Genomic DNA, 18,041 nt, shown 5'->3' with positions numbered 1-18,041 from the left:
ATAATGCAAACTGGATATAGAATTTTCATGTTTGCATGAAAAAGTTATGTTGATTAGGATAGGAAGTTAAAAACATTCTGTATGTTTGGAGCATTTATTGGGTATGCTTGCATAATTAAAGAATCAAATCAAGAAGTTTATATATGAAGGTTATCCGTACTTTCTGTCTTAGTTGGCTGTTGATGCTGGCGGGCGGAGTGTCAGCTCAGCTGGTAGATAAAGTGCTCAGTGTTTTAGGGGAGGATAGTGTGGGGAGTGTCACAGTGGCAAGGACCGACTCCGATTCGATTCAGTTGTCGCTTGTCCGGCGGGAGTTGGAAACAGCCCGGCTGAACGAGGCGAATTTGCGGATGGAAATGGAGCAGATGAAGTTGGCGGGCTATGCGGCCGATTCGGTGAAACTGGCATTGCAGAAACAACGCATTGATTCGTTGCGGACGGTGACGCCGGGTATTCCGGTGGTGGTAGAGAAGGACACCTTGTTCTATCTATATGCCAAGCGTGGAGGGCATACGCCTCAGCAGCGGGCCAAGGATGTAAGTAGCGTCATCGAAGCATTGGGCACGCGTTTCAGTCTGCGTCCGGACTCTGTTTATTTGGAGAGTACGGATATTGTTACGGACTTGATGTATGGCGAAAAGGTCATCATTTCCTTTACCGATCAGGATGCTTTGTGGGAAAACTGTACTCGCGACCAGCTGGCCGCCAGCAAGAGGCATGTCGTGGTGGACAAACTAAAAGCCATGCAGAAGGAGCATAGCTTGTGGCAGTTGGGTAAACGCATCTTGTATTTTATCCTGGTGCTTGTAGGACAATTCTTCCTATTCAAGTTTACTAACTGGCTGTTCAGAAAGCTCAAACTACGCATCCAGAAACTGAAGGATACCAAACTGAAACCGATCTCCATTCAGGATTATGAATTGTTGGATACGCAGAAGCAGGTCAACCTGCTGGTGTTTGCTGCCAATCTGGTGCGTTATGTGGTCATGCTGTTGCAGTTGTTGCTGACAGTTCCACTGTTATTCTCCATTTTCCCTCAGACCAAGAGTTTGGCTTATACATTATTCTCCTACATCTGGAATCCTATAAAGGTCATTCTGAATGGAATAACCGACTATATACCCAATCTGTTCACTATCTTTGTGATATGCTATGCGGTGAAGTATTTAGTCAGACTGGTGCGCTATCTTGCCAATGAGGTGCAGGCTGAACGGCTGAAGATAAACGGCTTCTATCCGGATTGGGCCATTCCTACCTATCACATTGTGCGCTTCTTGCTTTATGCGTTTATGATTGCCATGATTTACCCTTATTTGCCGGGTTCCAAGTCGGGAGTCTTCCAGGGAATCTCTGTGTTTGTCGGCTTGATTGTTTCGCTCGGCTCCAGTACAGTTATCGGCAATATCATTGCAGGGCTGGTCATAACCTACATGCGACCTTTCAAGCTGGGTGACCGCATCAAGCTGAACGACACTACGGGCAACATCATTGAGAAAACGCCGCTTGTCACCCGCATCCGTACCCCGAAGAATGAGGTGGTGACCATTCCGAACTCTTTCATCATGTCTTCCCATACGGTCAATTACAGCCAGTCTGCCCGTGAGTATGGATTGATTATCCATTCGGAGGTCAGTATTGGCTACGATGTTCCGTGGCGGAAGACACACCAGCTGTTGATAGAGGCTGCATTGAATACCCCTGGAGTGATAGATGATCCCCGCCCGTTTATATTGGAAACTTCCCTTCAGGATTATTATCCGGTTTATCAAGTGAATGCCTATATCAGGGATGCCAACAGCCTTAGCCAGATTTACTCTGATTTGCATCAGAATATCCAGGATGTTTTCAACGAAGCAGGCATCGAAATCATGTCTCCTCACTACATAGCTACGCGTGACGGCAGTGAGACGACCATACCCAAGGATGACTTGCGGGATAAAGGGAAATCATGATTTCCCTTTATCCCGCAAGTACAAGCTTTTTCGTATTCGGTGATAATATTACAGTTCATCTATTATCTCCTGCAAGATCCTTTTCTGTTTTGTTTTGAAAACTTTTCGATGTATTCTTCAGTGTGACTGTATTTTCTTCAACATTTCCGGATTTTCTGTCGCGAAGAGTTTAGTAGGTTATTTGCTGCGCGTCACCGTGTGCAGTACATTTCCTTTCTTGTCAATCATGCGCAGTTCCAGTGTCTTTTTGCTGGCCGATACAATGGAGAAACCCGGTTCGGGGCTGCAGAATACGGTTCCTTCGATGGGCTTCACCTTGCGGGCGAGCGAACCGGCGGAATTGGTGATATAGTCGATGTCGCTGCCTGCCACGCGTACATGCTGGAAGTTGTGGATGTGCCCGCAGATGTACATATCCACCTTGTGCTTGCGCAGAATGGGATCGAGGTGTGCCTGCATATCCGCGCGTTCGCTCTCGTCCTTCGGGGTTTCGGCATAGATGGGATGGTGTCCGGCAACGATAACCCAGTCTTCCTTGGCGGCGCTCAGTACGGAGTCCACCCAGGCAAGTTGCTTCCGGTAGTCCTGCTTGCAGGCATCGGGATAGGTATCGCTTTCATTGCGGTATTTGTCAATCATCGGGGCGGTGTCTACCCAAAGGATGCGGATAGTAGCGCCTTTATCCTCGAATGTCTTGGTATAATAACGGGCAGGCATTGTCCAGCGGCGGCTGACGTTACTGTAGTCGAGCACAGCTTGCGTATTGCCGCGGTATTCGTGGTTGCCCAGCAGGGGGAACCAGTCTATCATCAGCTCCGGATGGCTGTAGATAAGTTCGTAGTTGGTCATCCAAAGAGGGTCGTTCACACTGCGTACACCTTCAAAATGGTGTACATCGCCGGTGGCAAGTACGAATTCGGGGTCTGCGCCGTTCTCTGCCATCTGTCCCATCAGTTCGGCAATGGGTTTCTGGTCGTAGTAGCCGTTGCGGCCGAGGTCGTTGGCTACGTAGAAGTTGAACTTCTTGTCGAAGATGGAGTAATCGGTAATTTGGGCAATAGCCGCGTTGCCGAGTAGGGCAACCAATAATAAAAGGAATAGTTTCTTCATAATCAGTCATCATTAAAAATTAATCTTCACTCCTGCATTCACTTTCACGCCGTAGTATTCTGCCTGCATGGTACGGTCTTTCGTGCCCTGGTAGTAGCGTAGTGGCTGGTTCAGCAGGTTGTTGGCTTCGGCGTAGAAGGTAGTCTTGAATTTCTTTCCGAAGGTATAGCTCGCGTTTACGTCCATATAGTTCACTTTGTCGTAGTAGCGGTCGTAGAAGGTGCTTTCTCCCATTTCGTCGATGAAGTCGGAAGCGAAGTTATAGCTCAGACGCAGGTTCAGGCCGCCTTTCTCAAAGTATAGGGAAGCGTTTGCGGTATGCTCCGGAGAACCTGGCATGCTCAAGTCTTTCTCATTCTCGCGGCCTTCGAAGTTGAAGTCTTCCACACGGGAGTGGGTGTAGGTGTACGTTCCGTAGAAACCTACACATTTCAGAGCGGGAGCAATGAAGCTGAAGTCGCGCTGGTAGGATAACTCTACCCCTACCAGGTTGGCGTTGCCCGCATTCTTGGGTTGGGTGAAGCGGGTGTAGGTGTTACCCTGGTATTCGTAGTTGGTGCTCACCTGGTCTACGATGAAGTCGTCTATCTTCTTGTAGAAGATGCCGGCGCTTATCAGACCGATGCTGCGGAAGTAATAGTCGGCACTCAAGTCGAAGTTGTAGGAGACGGTAGGTTTCAGCTCCGGGTTTCCGATGGTGATTTCGTTGTCGGAACGCTTGATATTCACACTGGGCACGAGGGCCGAGTATTTGGGGCGTGACAAGGTTTGGGTAAACGAACCGCGCACTTTGAAGTCATCGTTTACATTCCACTTGGCGAGCAGCGACGGCAGGAAGTTGATGTAGCTGTTGCGCTGACGGTCGGTCTTACTGGTGAGGTCTTCGTCGGCATCGTAGGTGCGTCCCGTATAGGCAAGGTTGGTGTTCTCTATGCGGAGTCCGGTCATCAGTTCCACGTCTTTTGTCAGTTTTTGGTCGAAGCGGAGGTAGCCGGAAGTCACGGTTTCGCGGGCATCGAAGTTACCGGCAAGTTCTTCCTGCACCTGCTCTTTCTCAAAGAGGGAAGCGTTGTTCAAGTCTAAAGAGCCGGTGTATTCCTTGCTAGCGTAGATGCCTGCCTGGTATTTGTTGTCGGGCATGAAGTTCTTGTTGGTTTGGTCCACTGTATTTGCCAGGCTGTTCGTCATGAAGGCGTCCTCGTTCAGAGGAGAGTATTCGTAGAAGTCCACTTCTTTATCCTTGGTCTTGCGCACCACCTTTGCGCCGAACTTCAGCTTGTTGCCGTTCTTGAAGGGAAGCTTGAAGTTGGCGGAGAACTTCAGGTCCTGCTCCTTGATGTCTTCCTGCTGTTCCGTCAACTCTTTCAGGCTGAATTCATCGTTCAGCGTCATGGTAGAGCCTGCTTTGGGGCTGGCAAACGGTTCGCGTTCGTCGCTCAGGTCCATGTCGAACTTCTGTTTCTTCAGTTGGAAGTCGATGTAGCGTTCGTTGGGACGTTCTTCGCTGGCTTTGGCATAGCTGGCGTGCCAGTCCATGGAGAGTGAGCCGAAGAGGTGTTCGCCGCCGAGGGCAAAGTCCATGGTGCGCTGGCGTTCCAGGCGGGCGTTGCGGTTGTCCGGCGTACCGGCTTTGGTCTGTATGCGTACGGTGGCGTTGCCGTCGGCATCAAGGTCTTTCAGCGTGGTGCGGTAGCGATTCTCCCAGTCGTTGCGGTTGTTGAAGATGCCTTTGAAGGTCAGTTTGTGGTTGGCATCGATGTCCCAGTCCAGTGCGGCAGAGTAGCTCTGGCGTTCGCGGGTGACGTAGTATTGGCGGATTTGGTAGTCGTTGACGTACGTCTTGCCGTCATCGTCCTGCTCCCACACGAATTCGGTGTCGTAGGAGCCGGAAGGTGAGTTCTGATAGGAGGCCGATACAATCAAGCCGAGTTTGTCGTTGAAGAAGCGGTCGCCGTAGGTGAAGCCAAGGTTCAGTTGCGCCTTTTCGCTCACCCAGTTGTAGCCGGTTCCGGCAGTGGCGGCAATGGTGCGCTTGTAGGGGGAGTTCTTGGTGACGAGGTTGATGCTGCCGCCGATGGCGTCGCCGTCCATGTCCGCAGTGACCACCTTGTTTACTTCGATGGTCTGAATCATATCTGCCGGAATGAGGTCGAGCTGTACGTTGCGCGTATCGCCTTCGGCAGAGGGAACGCGGTTGCCGTTGATGGTGACGGAGCTGAGGTCGGCACTCGTGCCCCGTACTTGCCCGAAGCGCGCCTCGCCTTGGTCGTACTGCACGTTGATGCCGGAGATGCGTTTAAGGGCGTCACCGATGTTGGAGTCGGGGAACTTGCCTACCTGGTCGGCAGAGACTACATTCGTAATCCCCATGTTGTTTTTCTGTGAGTTGATGGCACGGCGCTGTCCCTGGAAGGCGCCGCCTACCACCACTTCCTGCAACTCCACACCTTCGTTTAGCACGACGTCTTTCTCCAGTGTGCGGCCTGCGGGGATGGTGATTTTCAGTTCTACGGGCGAGTAGCCCACGTAGCTCACCTTTACTGTATAGGTTCCCGGGTCAAGGTTAGAGAAAGTGTAGAAGCCGTTGACGTCGCTCGTCACGCCAGTGTGTAGTTTCTCGATGTAGATAGAAGCGCCCGGGAGAGTCTGTTTAGTGGCGTCAATGATACGCCCGCGTACAGTTCCTTGTTTCGTGACATTTGCTTTTTCGTCGGCCATGGCTGTATTGCCGGTGGCGGTGAATAAGAGCAGGAATAAGAATGCTCTCAAGATCTGTTTCATAATTGTTATTATCTGTTAATAATCTGCCGCAAAAGTAGGAGGTTGCCGTTACGCGGATTTTGCAGAGAGTTGAAGAACAGGTAACGATTCGGTTACAATGAAGTTACATAAGCTCTTGGAGGTAGTACTCTTTCGGCGCTATCTCTTTTTGTCGTCGTCTGGCAGACTAATGCTAAGGATGCACGAGATGCACATCTCAGACTGCATGAGATGTACATCTCGAACAGTATGAGATGTACATCTTGTGCAAGGAAAGATATAGGGTTTGGTGTCTTATCCGGTAGTCTGGCAGCGGATAAGTACCTTCTTTTCGTCTGCCAGGGTAGTGGCAAAGAGATAAGAGTCTCCCCCTTCGGCCAGTTTCAGCCGTTTGCGCAGTTCGGCAACGGTGGCGGGAAAGTTGCGTACGGTGAGGTTCGCCTTTTTCTCGGCAGCCAACATCTCTTTCATTTCTTTCTTGCTGAAGCCGCAGGAGGAGGAGATTCGGAACTTGCGGCCGGGGAAGTCGGGAAGGAGGCTGTCCGAAGTGTAGAGGTGGCTGTTGGGATGCAGCTTTTTAACCTTATATAATAAGGAAAGGCTGCGGAACGCTCCGGCTTTCAGCACGGAGGCATTCGGTTCGTAGAGGTACGATTTCAGTTGAGGAGTGTAGGGGCATGCACACTCTTTCTCTTGCCCGCGGGTGAAGACAAGGGTTTGGGGAGCCGGGGCGGAGGTGAAGTTGACGCAATGGATGGGGACGTCGTCTGTTGGCAGGCTTCCGCCTTGTCCCAGCAAGAGCAGCAGCTCCTTGCATTCGTTGCCTACGGAGACGATGTGTGCCTGGCGGACATGTTTCAAATCGTTCATGGCAAGGGTGAGGTCGAGCATGGGGGAGAGTTTTATCAGTACGTGCCGTGCCTTCCGGAGCAGCAGGTCTTCCAGGGTGGCTACATCGGGTTCGCAGTCGCCGATGGCTATGGTCTTTCCGCCGTGTCCGTCGCGGCGGGCAGGGTCTATGAATATGCAGTCTACGGGTTCCATCTCTTGCAGATGGCGGACGCTGTCTGCGTGGCAGACGGAGATGTGATTTAGGCCGAGGGCAGGAAAGTTGTGTGCGGCTATCTGGCAGAGGGCTTCCTGGCGCTCTACGTAAGTGGCGTGCCCGAAGCAGCAGGAGAGGAAGGAGCAGTCGATGCCGAAACCTCCGGTGAGGTCGGTAAAAGTGGCGGCTGGTGCAGGGGCGCTGTCCTTCGCGGGATGCTCTTGTTCTGTGCATAGCAGGTTAGCTATGATCTCCGCTTTATACTGTGCCGTTGCTTGGGAGGAGCATTGCTCCAATGAGAGGTGGGCGGGGTAGAGGATGTCGTCGTTCTTCGCCCATGCGGGTATTTTCTCTTTGGCAACCTGCCAGCCGGAAATTTGTGTGATGGCAGCGGGCATGTCTACCGAAGGGTAGCGGCGTGCCTGCAAAGCAAGGCTGCGCACGTCGTCGCGACGATGCTCGCGAATGAAACGGAGGGTGTCTTGGGATAAAGGCATGGCTTGGCTTATTTATTCTGATGCAAAGTTATCTCAAAAAGGGCAAAGTAAGGCATGAATTCGTAGCTTTCTGTCTGATTATTTTTCAGACACAGATGACGCTGATTACGCAGATTAAGAAGATTAAAATCCGTGTCATCTGCGTCAAAGCGATAGCAAAATTAAGTTTTCGGACAAGCTGGGGGTGAGAGTTAAGGGATGACCCGGTATCGCTCCTTCGCCGTCTGCCTGCCGACGCGATTGAAGTGCCACCATTCGCTGGATAGCGGGCGGAATCCGGCTTCTTTCATTACCTGCCGGAGCAGCAGGCGGTTTTCACGTTCTTGTTCCGTCAGCTTGCCTTGTGCCACGAGCGTGGCTTCTTCCGTGATGTGGGCTTCCTTGCCCAGATGGTCTATCGGGGTGCCCATGGGCAGAGGGGTTCCTTTATCGTCGAGTATGCTGATGTCCACTGCCAGTCCGTAGTTGTGCAGGCCACCGCCGCGCGAGGGGTTGGAGACATAGATGTATTTGGAGGTTCCTTTCACTACGTCCCACATCTTCTGCTGTACGGACAAGGGGCGTGCTGCGTCGTAGACGATGAGGCTGTAGCCGGGGCGCCGCTCTTTCAGCAGGCGTTGTGCCTGCTTCAGGCTTTTCATGGCATCGGGGTGCAGGTAGGCTTCTTTCAGGTCTTCGTACAATAGGGTTCCGGTGAAATTGTCGGCACGGGTGTACATCAAGTCGATGGCGATGCTGCTGTCCGCTTCGGCGATGTTGACGAAACCGAGGGAGTCCAGGTAGCGGGCTGTCAGGCTTTTGGCTGGAGCCGGAGGGACGGATGCCGCTACGGTGTCGGCGTACGGGATGGTGGCTTCCGTACCCGGGTTTTGTATCTGCTTTGGCGCTTGTTTTCCGCTACAACCGTATAGTGAGCAGCCAAGCAGCAGATATAACGAGTAAAAGAAATATCGTTCCATCTTACAAGGCGTTCTTGGCGGTAAGGATTGATTTCATCAAGGCTATGTCCGAATGTACTTCTCCCTGCATCAGGTATTTGTTTTTCCGTTGGCAGGTGGCTTCGTAAATCTCCTTTGCCTTTGCTGTGTCCTTGTCCCGGTAGAGCGCCAGGGCGCAGAGCAACCGCTGTTTGGAAGAGGTCACATCCTTGTATTGCCGGATGTAGGTATCCAGCTCATCGGTATATAATTCTTTTGCCCGTGCGGTCCTCTTTGTCACCAGTGCGGTGAAGAGCAGCTCGCAAGCGTTTTCCTTTATCAAAAGTCCGATGACTTCGTGCCGGTGACTCATTATTTTCTCGAATGCATTGTAGGCGGCTTCCCATTTTTCGCAGTCGAGCAGGCGTGAGGCGCTCATCAAGGCTATGGTGACCTGCAGGGCATCTTTGTAGTTGATGTCTTCCGTTTGGCTGAACCATTCGGCAGGCATGTCCTTAGGACGCATGCCCTCTTGCACCAGTGCGTTGATGCGCAGCTGGGTGACCAGTGCCTGCTTGCTCTTGCTGTCCTTGAGAAGCAGGCGCATGTTGTCGGCATCATTGCCGATGCCGCCCATCTTCATGGGGATGCCGTTCATCCCTGCAAGGAGAATGCCAATTAGAGAAAGAATCAGAAGGAAGAATTTCAGCAGGTAAGGCAGCCCGTCTACGGTCAGCAGGGGGAGGAAGGCAAGGATGGCGGTCAGCAGGTTGGCAAGCACTCCACCCAGGTTGTACAAGGTGGTCGGGATATCTTCAAGAGTCCTTTCGGGTGGGGTAAGCAGGCATTGGCCTCCCGTTCCGGCAAGGCTGAAACGCTTGATGCATAATTTCCCGTCTTTCCGTATGAAGGTAAGGTTGAAGATGCGGAAGGAGACGAAGCGGTAGTCGGTTGCCAGTCCGCAGACAAGATGCCCGCCTTCGTGCAGAAGTACTTGCAGGAAGATGGAGAATAGCAGAATCAGTATGGCTAACAAGGAAACTCCTACTGTCTCCAGCATGCCGGTTTCGGCAAACTTGCTGTGTAAACCGTCGAACGAGTCTCCCCAAACCAGGACTCTTACACCTATTATTCCTACAAAGCCGATGCATGCCCCGACCATGAATCCTCCGGCCAATTTAAGTACTTTCTTCATCCTGATATCTTGATAAATGTGTTTGCCGGCAAAGGTAAAGGATTTTATCTGAAATGCAACAGCTTGCCCCATGTATCATAAAAAGAAAGAGATTGTGATTGCCATAACCTCTTTCCGTCACCTAAACCCACTACGCAGGCTACAGATAGGGAATTATAGTAATATAGATACCCGTAATGATGGCCGAAGTGATTACTCCTGAAATATTAGCACCCAGGGCATCTCCCAAGATGAAGGAATTGGGGTTGTCCTTGCTTACTATCTTCTGGGCAACCTTCGCCGTAGTAGGCACGCAGCTCACGGCTGCAATTCCGATGACCGGATTGTAATTGCCCCGCTTGATGAAGTACATGATGTACCCTCCAATGATTCCGCCGATACCGGAGAGCAGCAGTGCGCCCATACCCAATACCAACAATTTAAGAATTTTAGGGTCGAGCAGCAGATGTGCGTCGCAAAGTACGCCTAACAACAGGCCGAGCATGAAAGTAGAACCATACAACAGCGGACCACTTACAAAATCGTAGATATGCTTCATCCCCGATTCGCGTACTGCCACTCCGAGGAATAAGGAGAAGAACAGCGGTGAGGCAACCGGGAACAGAAAACACAGTACAGCACACAATATAGCCGAGAAAGCCAGTTTTACTTTGGCATCATAGTTTTTGGGCGGCTTCTTGCTCGTCATCTTGATGGCGCGCAGGCGTTTCGGCACCAGCAGCTTCACCAGATAGGGGTAACCGCCATACGTCAGTCCCAGATAGAGATAGGCCACTACCGTGATGGGTACAAACAGATGTTTGGCCAGGGCTAGGGAAGTGAAAAGCACCATCGGCCCGTCCGCACCTCCTACCATGGCTACGGAAGCGCTTTCTTTCAAGGACAGTCCCAATGCAGATGCGATGGGTACAGTCAAGAAAGTTCCCAATTCGGCACATAGGGCAAGGAATATGCTGGCAAACGGTTTCTGCAGCAGGAAGCCCACGTCGAGCAGGGTGCCGATACCCATAAATACGAAGCATGCAATCAATCCGTTGCTGAAGGTCAAGGTGTAGACCGGTTGCAGGAAGTCTATCTGCATGGTATTCATCAAGTCGTCCGTATCCGAAAGCATCGGGTCCAGAAAGAGATTCCCCAATGTACCGTTGGGCATGAAAAGGGTGCCGCAATTAATGGCGACCATACCCAGTCCCATGGGAATCATGACCATGGGCTCCAGTACGCCTTTCCATCCCAGGTAAATGAGCAGCAGGCCCAGGGCCATTAAAAATACACGGGCAGAGGAGAGCAGCCAGCCGCTTTCCATCATTGTTCCGAATCCTTGGAACAAGGTTGCAAAATCTATATTCTCCATGATTAGTCTTTGTTTTCGGTGTCGTTGTTCTTTTTAGTCTTGTTCTTGTTGTCACGGTGGCTGATGGCATCTTCCAGATACATTATATGGGTATCTTCCGGGTAGAAGTAATCTACCAGGTTTTTCTTGGAAACGCCGTGGCTCACTCCGTGGTAATAGCCCCGAGGCTTTTCGTTTTCACGGTCCACACCCCGGCTGTAGTCTTCGCGCGTGTCGTTGCCGAAGATGTTTCCGTGCATGGAGGGGGTGTGTAGTATCAGTTCCATCTTCTGGCGGAACTTCTTTATGCGGCGCAGGCGGAGTAACTCCTGCTGGTGGGAACTGTAGAAATCGAGTGAATCGGCTGCGCTGGCTATCAGTTTGATGATGAATGCCACAAAGAAACCGATTGCAAAAGTGAGCCCCATCATCTCAAGGGTGGGGAGGAATAAATCGGACATAGTTATGATATTAATGTGATGAAATGGATAATAAAAAAGCGAAAGATGTACATGCAGTACACCTCCCGTAATGGTTTGCAATAAGTCCGATAAAGTCTAAATCAGGATATGCAGCAGTGCATAGATGTAGTATCCGCAGGAATAGCGGAGGGCACTGGGATTGAATGAAAGGTTGGCGCTCTCTCCGGCAGACAGATGGCTGGAAAGCAGATGCTCCAGTTGCCCGGCTAGTTTCAGAATTCTCATCTTCAAGAATTTCGGAGAGGCGTGGTTATGTGTGTATAGACTGTTCGGACACAACGCTTCGTTGGTCCAGCAGTCGGTATTTTCGTCATTGAAAAGTGAACGGTGGGTGACTGTGTACGATGCACATTGTGTGTAGGCGGTAAAAGAGCATTCGGAGGCCGGACTCCCGGCAGTATTCCGTGAGTTTGGCTGTTCCTCCTGGGAGATGGCAGTCAAACCCAGACAGAGGAAAGTAAACATAAGTATGTAATACAGATGTTTCATCATAGCAAAGTAAAGGAATAAATAATTTTGGACAAAGTTATCTGCTGGCAAATGGGTCTCGAAGTATTTCATGGTCTGTTCCTTGATGTACTCTCCGTCGGGTGTCACCAGGGTTGTGTAGTCCCCACAAGCCTGGATGTATAATAGGTCTTCCACTTTGATGATGTGAATTCGGGAGCCGTCTTTTACCGTGATCCGGTCAATACTTTCTTCTTGTGGCAGGGGAGCGGCCTTTTCTGCCCCGGGGGCGGTGAAATCTTCTGTTTAAGTGTCTGCCACAATCTGCAGATGATACCACAAAAGGATAGCGATCCAGGCAAGAATACCGAACAAGAGGCGGAAAGGAATGGTGGGGGCAAAGGGGATGTATGCTATTCCGGCTATTCTTACCATTATGTTGCATATCATGAAGCTACCAGCCAGAAGAGAATGCCGGCGATGCTACGATGACATTCGTTCTATACATGGAGACGGTGCCTACAATAAACCTGCTTCCATTGCTTAATCTTTTATTTCAAGACCTCCGAAGGATATGTTTCCGCGTATCACAAGTACGCACCATTCTTGTTTGGCAGGTGTGCCTTGCCAGCGTTTGTCTTCACATCCGCCGCAAAAGCAACTGCATTCTATGCGTACTTGCCAGTCGGCGGGTATGTACAGTTCCACTCCTCCCCAACTGCAGTCCAAGTCTATATAGGTTTCTCCGGGTGCTATGTTCGTGTGGCGCAGGTCGATGGTAGTACCGCCGAAGTAGGTGTGTATGTTCGCTCCCTTGAAAAGCTCGTCGAGTACGACGTGGCGTACGGCACTCAGGGAGTTGTTGGAGCAGAGGAATCCGTCGTCAGACTGGCATTGTTGTTCCTCTTGCTCTCCCATTCTCTTGTTCATCATCCGTTGTACCATCTTGGCACGGCGATGCACTGTCCTTTGGTGTGTCCAGTTTCTCCTATGGTGATGTCTGAGAAAGAAAATGCCGATGAGGATAAGGGCCAAGGGCCACAGCATGGCTTGGAAATTGCCGGGGGATAGCATGAGTTTGCTTCCCAAGAGGTAGAGTCCCGCCAGCAATAGGACACCTCCTGACAGATAGTGCTTGCGTATCATGGTATAGATACCTGCTATTATAAATAAGGAGTGCCAGGCAACCAGCATATTGAACCATTCTTTGGTGATGATACCCATATTGCGTGCGAATAGCAATAGGCCTGAAAGGATAAAGAGCGAGGCGGTCAGCACTTTGCCGGAGCCTGCATGGGATGGGAATTTTTGTTTTTCTTCCATTGTTTCTGGTTTTATGATTGATGGTCCAAAGATAGGGCTAACTTGCATGCTGCCAAATACTTTCCGGGTGATTGCCGGCAGAAAAACCGATGAATGCCGGATGGGAATCGGTGAATCCGGAGTTATCTGTTCCTCCACCAATACCAGATGAAGCGTAGTCCGGTGCCGAGAAGTGCGAGAGAAAGTCCGGTATAGAACACTGCGATGAAGGAGTCGGGCAGAAGGTGGCAGGTACGTATTACAATTCCCATTGCAATCATGCCTATCATGACAATCCATCCTTTTACGTCGAAAAAGGAAAAGGGGCAGTGCTTCCCTTTCTTCTGTGAGATACGGAGAGTATGTTTCTTGTATAGCCTATGGAAAATGATGCCGAAGAATAGCAGGAATACCAGGCTGGCTTCGCAGACTTTGAATAGCCAATAATGTCCGTCATCTATCCAGCAGGTCAGGCCTATACGCAGAATATTGACTCCTGCCAATGACCATATGGTTCCGGCAGTTATGAGCAGTGTATTTGGAGATACTCCGTATTTCATGATGAAGGTTGTTTTATTACACAAATACCGGGCTTGTATAGCGGAGTCCAAAAATTAAAAGAGGCTCTATTCTATTAAGAATGAGCCTCTTGTTTGTGGACCAGCCTGGGCTTGAACCAGGGATCTCCAGATTGTGAGTCGCAAATATTTGATTTTCAGCGATTTGCATTTTATATCTTTTCATATCCATACATCTTGATTTCCAAGCCCAAAGATAATATTTCCTTTTCAAATAATATTTCTTGTTTTCTTCTATTTTCCTAAGATGTGTGCAAATTGTGTGCAATTAGATTTGTACGGTAATATTGGGTTATATCAATAATAGGAAGCTTGTCATCTTATATAAAACTCGAAGACCTCTCCGGGTGCGCTATTCAAATGGGAAGCGTGGGAGGTCATATTAATTGCAAATATACTAAATGTATTTGAATATTCTATTTTATCTCTCTTGATATTGAGCTTTTAATAGAATACAAATTAATATCATGCTGATAAAATCCTAAAACAATAGCCTCATTGATATTATGTTGATGAGCAAATTGTTTTATTTTCATTTGCATTGCATGTGGAGAAATCATGGAATGTTGCTTGAGGAATGTATTCCATAAGTCTTTACCAATTAAAGAGCACTTGGCGAATTTGTTTGCTTCTTCCTCGCATTTATTTATTTCAGCTCCTTCTATGGCAATGTATTTCTGTTCTCTATTGTTAATAAGATGCATATAAACATGGTATATCTCATGCAATAAAGCGAAAGCATAATTATCGATTTTGTTTAATCGTAATGTTAATACAATGGTCGGATTTTTTCCTTGCCAAAAAGAAAATCCATCAATCGGTGTTTTGTCGAATTTAGACACTATAATAAATTTAATTCCATATCGTGACAGAATTTCTTTTGTCTTATCAATAGTGTTTATGTTTACAACAAACATTTGATTCAATTCCTGCACAAGTCTTTCTAAACTGTTTTCATCAAAATCGGCAACATCCGGCATTTGTGAACTTTGATAGAAAGCAAAATGTTTCCATGAGAAAATGTTAATTGGGTCGCTCTTTAAACATTCAGATTTCTTAAAATAAGAAAGTTCCTTTTCTGAAGAAAACGAAGCTATTAGTTCTTCAACTGAAGTTACGCCGAAAATTGAATATATTATTTTTATGTTTTCTGATATTTTCGTTCCAATAACATTTAATTTCTCGAAATATTTGACAGAACAATATTGAGAAATTACTTTCCATATCTCAATATTCTTTTTTCGTTCTACTATTTTCTTATTTATATTTGCTTGGTCTATATCATATTGATTTTGTAATGATAACCAATATGAAGCATCTATTCCTAAAATTTCCTGTAGCAAAACAGCAACTTCAGGAGTTACAGCACGACGTCCCTTTATAATATCATTGAGTACGGAAGTAGGCATGCTCATAAGTGAAGCCAATTCTTTTTGCTTCATTTCTCTTGCATCTAATTCATCCTTAATGATTTCACCCGGATGAATGGCTATACAAGGTACGCAATCGTTTAATTTGATTTTAGTCGCCATAATGGTTGGATATTTCTATTAATTCTATTTCAGTAATTATCAATGAACCGTCTATTGTGGAACTTTGAAATATTAATCTCCAACGTCCGGTACATCTAACCGATTCAAAGTCTTTTAAGTCACCTTTCAATCGTTCATAATGCAGACTTCCGATTCTGAATAAATCTTCTATTCTTGTGGCTGCTTTTAAATGATTATATGCTTTTATATAACCTTTGATTACATCCTTAGGAAGTCTCTTGTATCTTTTGTCATTGGTGCAACCCTCTTCCAATAACTCAATTAGTGCTTCATCTTCTGTATAGATATTCATGCAATTCGTTATCTTTCTGCAAAGATAAGTATTTTATTCTTTATGATAATATATATCATAGAATAAATTATCAAATTTGATAATTACATGATATAGTTTTTCAAATAAACAATAAAAAAGGATATATTGTTTCGTGAAAAACATCTTTTCAAAATTATTGGTGTGTTAATGATTGGCAAACCATTTAATTCAATTAATATGCTGCACTTATTCTATTTTCTATGTTTATTTTATGCTCGGAATCTTCAAACATAATCTGAAAATCAATGCGAACTCTTTAAAATTGAAGAATCGGATTCAATGGCTTTGAATGTTTAACTTTTATTATCTATTTATCGATAGCTGTATTTTTCCGACTTTTAGTGATACTTCTCAATAATGTTCTTGAAATGAGCGAAGCGTATAATTCTTATTTACAGACTAATATATATACTATGTTTTGCTATTATCGTTTTAAACCGTTTGAAACTAATGTCTAAACTACTCAAAACCAATATTCAAAAGGTTTCAAAACGTTTATATTTCCATTCAAATGAGGATATATAGACTATCGTAAGCAATTCCGCTTGCGGGTAATCACTAAAACCATGTATAATTTTTCAAAAGACGGTATCGTAGTCTCTACGGTACTTGATGCACGTACTGCCAACAAAGAAGGCAAATATCCTATTAAAATCAAGGTTTATTATCAAAGAAAGCCCAAGTATTATTCTATTGGTATCTGCATGACGAAAGAAGAATGGAACAAACTCCCGGATAGCAAATCTTCTGAAAGCAAGAAAATCAGACAAGCCATTGAAAGTAGTTTTTCTTTAGTCCGTATGAATGTTGAAGCTTTGGCAGAGAAAGGAACATTCTCTTTTAATACGCTCAATTTGCGTTTGGGAAAAGCTACCGGTGATACTCTGAACAGTGCCATACGAGCTAAGATTGAGGAACTGAAAAACGAAGAAAGAATCGGGACAATGCAGTTCTATCAAACTACATTGGTAATGGTTGAGGAAGTCGGCGGCAAAGATATTCCATTTAGTACTGTTACGGTTGAATGGTTACAAAAATGCGAAAGACTTTGGTCGAAAACGAGAAGTATTTCTACAATCGGTATGCACATGAGAAATATTCGTACTTTGATGAATGAAGCCAAGAGAGCCGGCGTTATCAAAGAATCGCAATACCCATTCGGAAAAGGTCTGTTCGAGATAAAGACCGGTATCGGAAGAAAGAAAGGATTGACAAAGAAACAGTTGAAGGCCATTTTCGATTATAAGAGTGAAAATGAAACCACTAACAGATATAAAGACCTCTGGATATTCATTTACTTGTGCAACGGTATCAATCCGACAGACATGCTGAAATTGAAGTTCTCGGATATTGTGGACGGTGAAATATGTTTTGTGAGACAGAAAACAGAGCGCACGACAAAGAATAGGAAAGAGATACGTGCAGTTGTTTCTCCCCAATTACAGGCAATAATTGACAAGTGGGGCAACAAACCGTTACCCGATAATTACATATTTCCTTATATGAAAGGGCATGAGACAGCCATAGAGCGTAAAGCGATTGTACGTGATGTTGTCAAGCGAATCAACAAACGTATGAAGTTGATAGGTGAAGAATTGGGTATCGGCAATATCACCACATACACCGCAAGACATTCATACGCTACCGTATTGAAACGAAGCGGAGCCAATATCTCTTATATAAGTGAATCCTTAGGACATACCGACTTGAGGACTACGGAAGCATATCTGGCGAGTTTCGAGAAAGAGGAGCGTGCTAAGAACACTAACCTTTTGACCTCGTTTTTGTAGCCTATATAGCCTATATGGGGCTCTTCTTACTTTCCTGCCCGGTAATTCTATTCATAAAGGAAACCGGGCTTTCTTTATGCAAAATCACCGGTGCGAGAGCTTAATTCAGGTTAAGAATATAGTTAAAATACCTTTTTCTTTTATATTCCGACAAAAAAGAGGATATATGTAATGTCCGATGATTCATTTATTCGGAGTATTACTAAATTCAAAAATAAATAAAGTTATGGCACGAAAGAAAAAAGTAGAAGAAGAACAACCGGTGACTGCCGAAGTTGTAGAGACTAAAAAGAAATCTTCAAAGAAAGCACCAAAGACTAAAATGTCTGCTCAAAAAGAAAGCATACAGGAAACCGGTGTTCAAGAGCCGATTGTCAAAGAAGAAAATACGAAAGATTCTTTTAAAGACAAAGATTATACAATCGATGAGCTTATAGATATGTTAGGGCCGGATATTGATTGTGAGGATGATACAGAGTTTTCATTAACGGAAGATACTTCTTCACAAGAACAGGAATACACAATGGAGGATATGCTTGCTGTATTGGACGAGTCAATCGATAATGACGATGAAGAATGTGTTTCAGATGAAATACTTGATAAATTCGACAAGACACTCGAAGAAAAAGATTTGGGCGATGATTATTTTCAGAAGAAAGAAGAACGGCTTAAAGAAATGGAGCTGGAGCATGAACTTCACGAATTCGCCATTGATGAAATGCTGAATGAATAAGAATATCTAATTTTGCAACCTGCAACAGTCTCTT

General features: G+C 46.7%; 14 protein-coding genes and 1 pseudogene. 3 read left to right on the top strand and 12 right to left on the bottom strand.

Annotated features, from left to right (window positions below):
* The first annotated feature begins 143 nt into the window (after positions 1-143).
* Complete coding sequence (locus JXR92_RS03475) at positions 144-1,952, top strand: mechanosensitive ion channel family protein (protein ID WP_117964966.1); 1,809 nt, start codon at positions 144-146, stop codon at positions 1,950-1,952.
* 177 nt (positions 1,953-2,129) lie between these two features.
* On the opposite strand, the gene JXR92_RS03470 is transcribed toward JXR92_RS03475, so the two are convergent.
* From JXR92_RS03470 to JXR92_RS03415, 12 genes and pseudogenes are all read right to left on the bottom strand, one after another.
* Entirely contained in the window at positions 2,130-3,062 is a 933-nt protein-coding gene (locus JXR92_RS03470) for a metallophosphoesterase (protein WP_165853620.1), read from the bottom strand.
* A 12-nt stretch (positions 3,063-3,074) separates the two neighbouring features.
* A complete protein-coding gene (locus JXR92_RS03465; protein ID WP_117964963.1) occupies positions 3,075-5,843 on the bottom strand; it encodes a TonB-dependent receptor in 2,769 nt (922 codons plus the stop codon).
* A gap of 273 nt (positions 5,844-6,116) precedes the next feature.
* The gene (locus JXR92_RS03460; protein ID WP_138346088.1) at positions 6,117-7,364 is read right to left on the bottom strand and encodes a class I SAM-dependent methyltransferase; all 1,248 of its coding nucleotides are present in this window, start codon (positions 7,362-7,364) and stop codon (positions 6,117-6,119) included.
* Positions 7,365-7,555: 191 nt separating this feature from the next.
* Positions 7,556-8,323 (bottom strand): M15 family metallopeptidase, encoded by a 768-nt coding sequence (locus JXR92_RS03455; protein ID WP_138346086.1) that lies wholly within the window; start codon positions 8,321-8,323, stop codon positions 7,556-7,558.
* A gap of 1 nt (position 8,324) precedes the next feature.
* On the bottom strand, positions 8,325-9,476 hold the full coding sequence (locus JXR92_RS03450; protein ID WP_226791256.1) for a hypothetical protein: 1,152 nt from the start codon (positions 9,474-9,476) through the stop codon (positions 8,325-8,327).
* Between the two features lie 139 nt (positions 9,477-9,615).
* Positions 9,616-10,830 (bottom strand): sodium ion-translocating decarboxylase subunit beta, encoded by a 1,215-nt coding sequence (locus JXR92_RS03445; protein WP_138346082.1) that lies wholly within the window; start codon positions 10,828-10,830, stop codon positions 9,616-9,618.
* A 2-nt stretch (positions 10,831-10,832) separates the two neighbouring features.
* Complete coding sequence (locus JXR92_RS03440) at positions 10,833-11,270, bottom strand: LapA family protein (RefSeq protein WP_138346080.1); 438 nt, start codon at positions 11,268-11,270, stop codon at positions 10,833-10,835.
* A gap of 537 nt (positions 11,271-11,807) precedes the next feature.
* Positions 11,808-12,267: pseudogene (locus tag JXR92_RS17530) on the bottom strand (LytR/AlgR family response regulator transcription factor); the annotation flags it as partial.
* A gap of 14 nt (positions 12,268-12,281) precedes the next feature.
* Entirely contained in the window at positions 12,282-13,061 is a 780-nt protein-coding gene (locus JXR92_RS03430) for a LiaF transmembrane domain-containing protein (protein WP_138346076.1), read from the bottom strand.
* Positions 13,062-13,183: 122 nt separating this feature from the next.
* Entirely contained in the window at positions 13,184-13,600 is a 417-nt protein-coding gene (locus JXR92_RS03425) for a hypothetical protein (protein ID WP_005834337.1), read from the bottom strand.
* Between the two features lie 434 nt (positions 13,601-14,034).
* Positions 14,035-15,150, bottom strand: coding sequence for a HigA family addiction module antitoxin (locus JXR92_RS03420; RefSeq protein ID WP_025076463.1), 1,116 nt, complete (start codon positions 15,148-15,150; stop codon positions 14,035-14,037).
* Positions 15,140-15,463 carry a type II toxin-antitoxin system RelE/ParE family toxin gene (locus JXR92_RS03415; RefSeq protein ID WP_005798232.1) on the bottom strand — a complete coding sequence of 108 codons (324 nt, stop codon included), beginning with the start codon at positions 15,461-15,463 and terminating at the stop codon, positions 15,140-15,142. The genes JXR92_RS03420 and JXR92_RS03415 overlap by 11 nt, the downstream gene beginning before the upstream one ends.
* A gap of 587 nt (positions 15,464-16,050) precedes the next feature.
* On the opposite strand from JXR92_RS03415, the gene JXR92_RS03410 reads away from it, so the two are divergent.
* Both JXR92_RS03410 and JXR92_RS03405 read left to right on the top strand, forming a co-directional pair.
* Positions 16,051-17,274 carry a site-specific integrase gene (locus tag JXR92_RS03410; protein ID WP_138346074.1) on the top strand — a complete coding sequence of 408 codons (1,224 nt, stop codon included), beginning with the start codon at positions 16,051-16,053 and terminating at the stop codon, positions 17,272-17,274.
* A 226-nt stretch (positions 17,275-17,500) separates the two neighbouring features.
* Complete coding sequence (locus tag JXR92_RS03405; protein ID WP_206897489.1) at positions 17,501-18,007, top strand: hypothetical protein; 507 nt, start codon at positions 17,501-17,503, stop codon at positions 18,005-18,007.
* Positions 18,008-18,041 lie beyond the last annotated feature (34 nt).

The sequence above is a fragment of the Bacteroides parvus genome, assembly GCF_017309675.2.
Lineage (GTDB): Bacteria > Bacteroidota > Bacteroidia > Bacteroidales > Bacteroidaceae > Bacteroides > Bacteroides uniformis.
The sequence above is the reverse complement of the archived record's forward strand: the minus strand, read 5'-3'. Positions and strand labels throughout refer to the sequence as shown.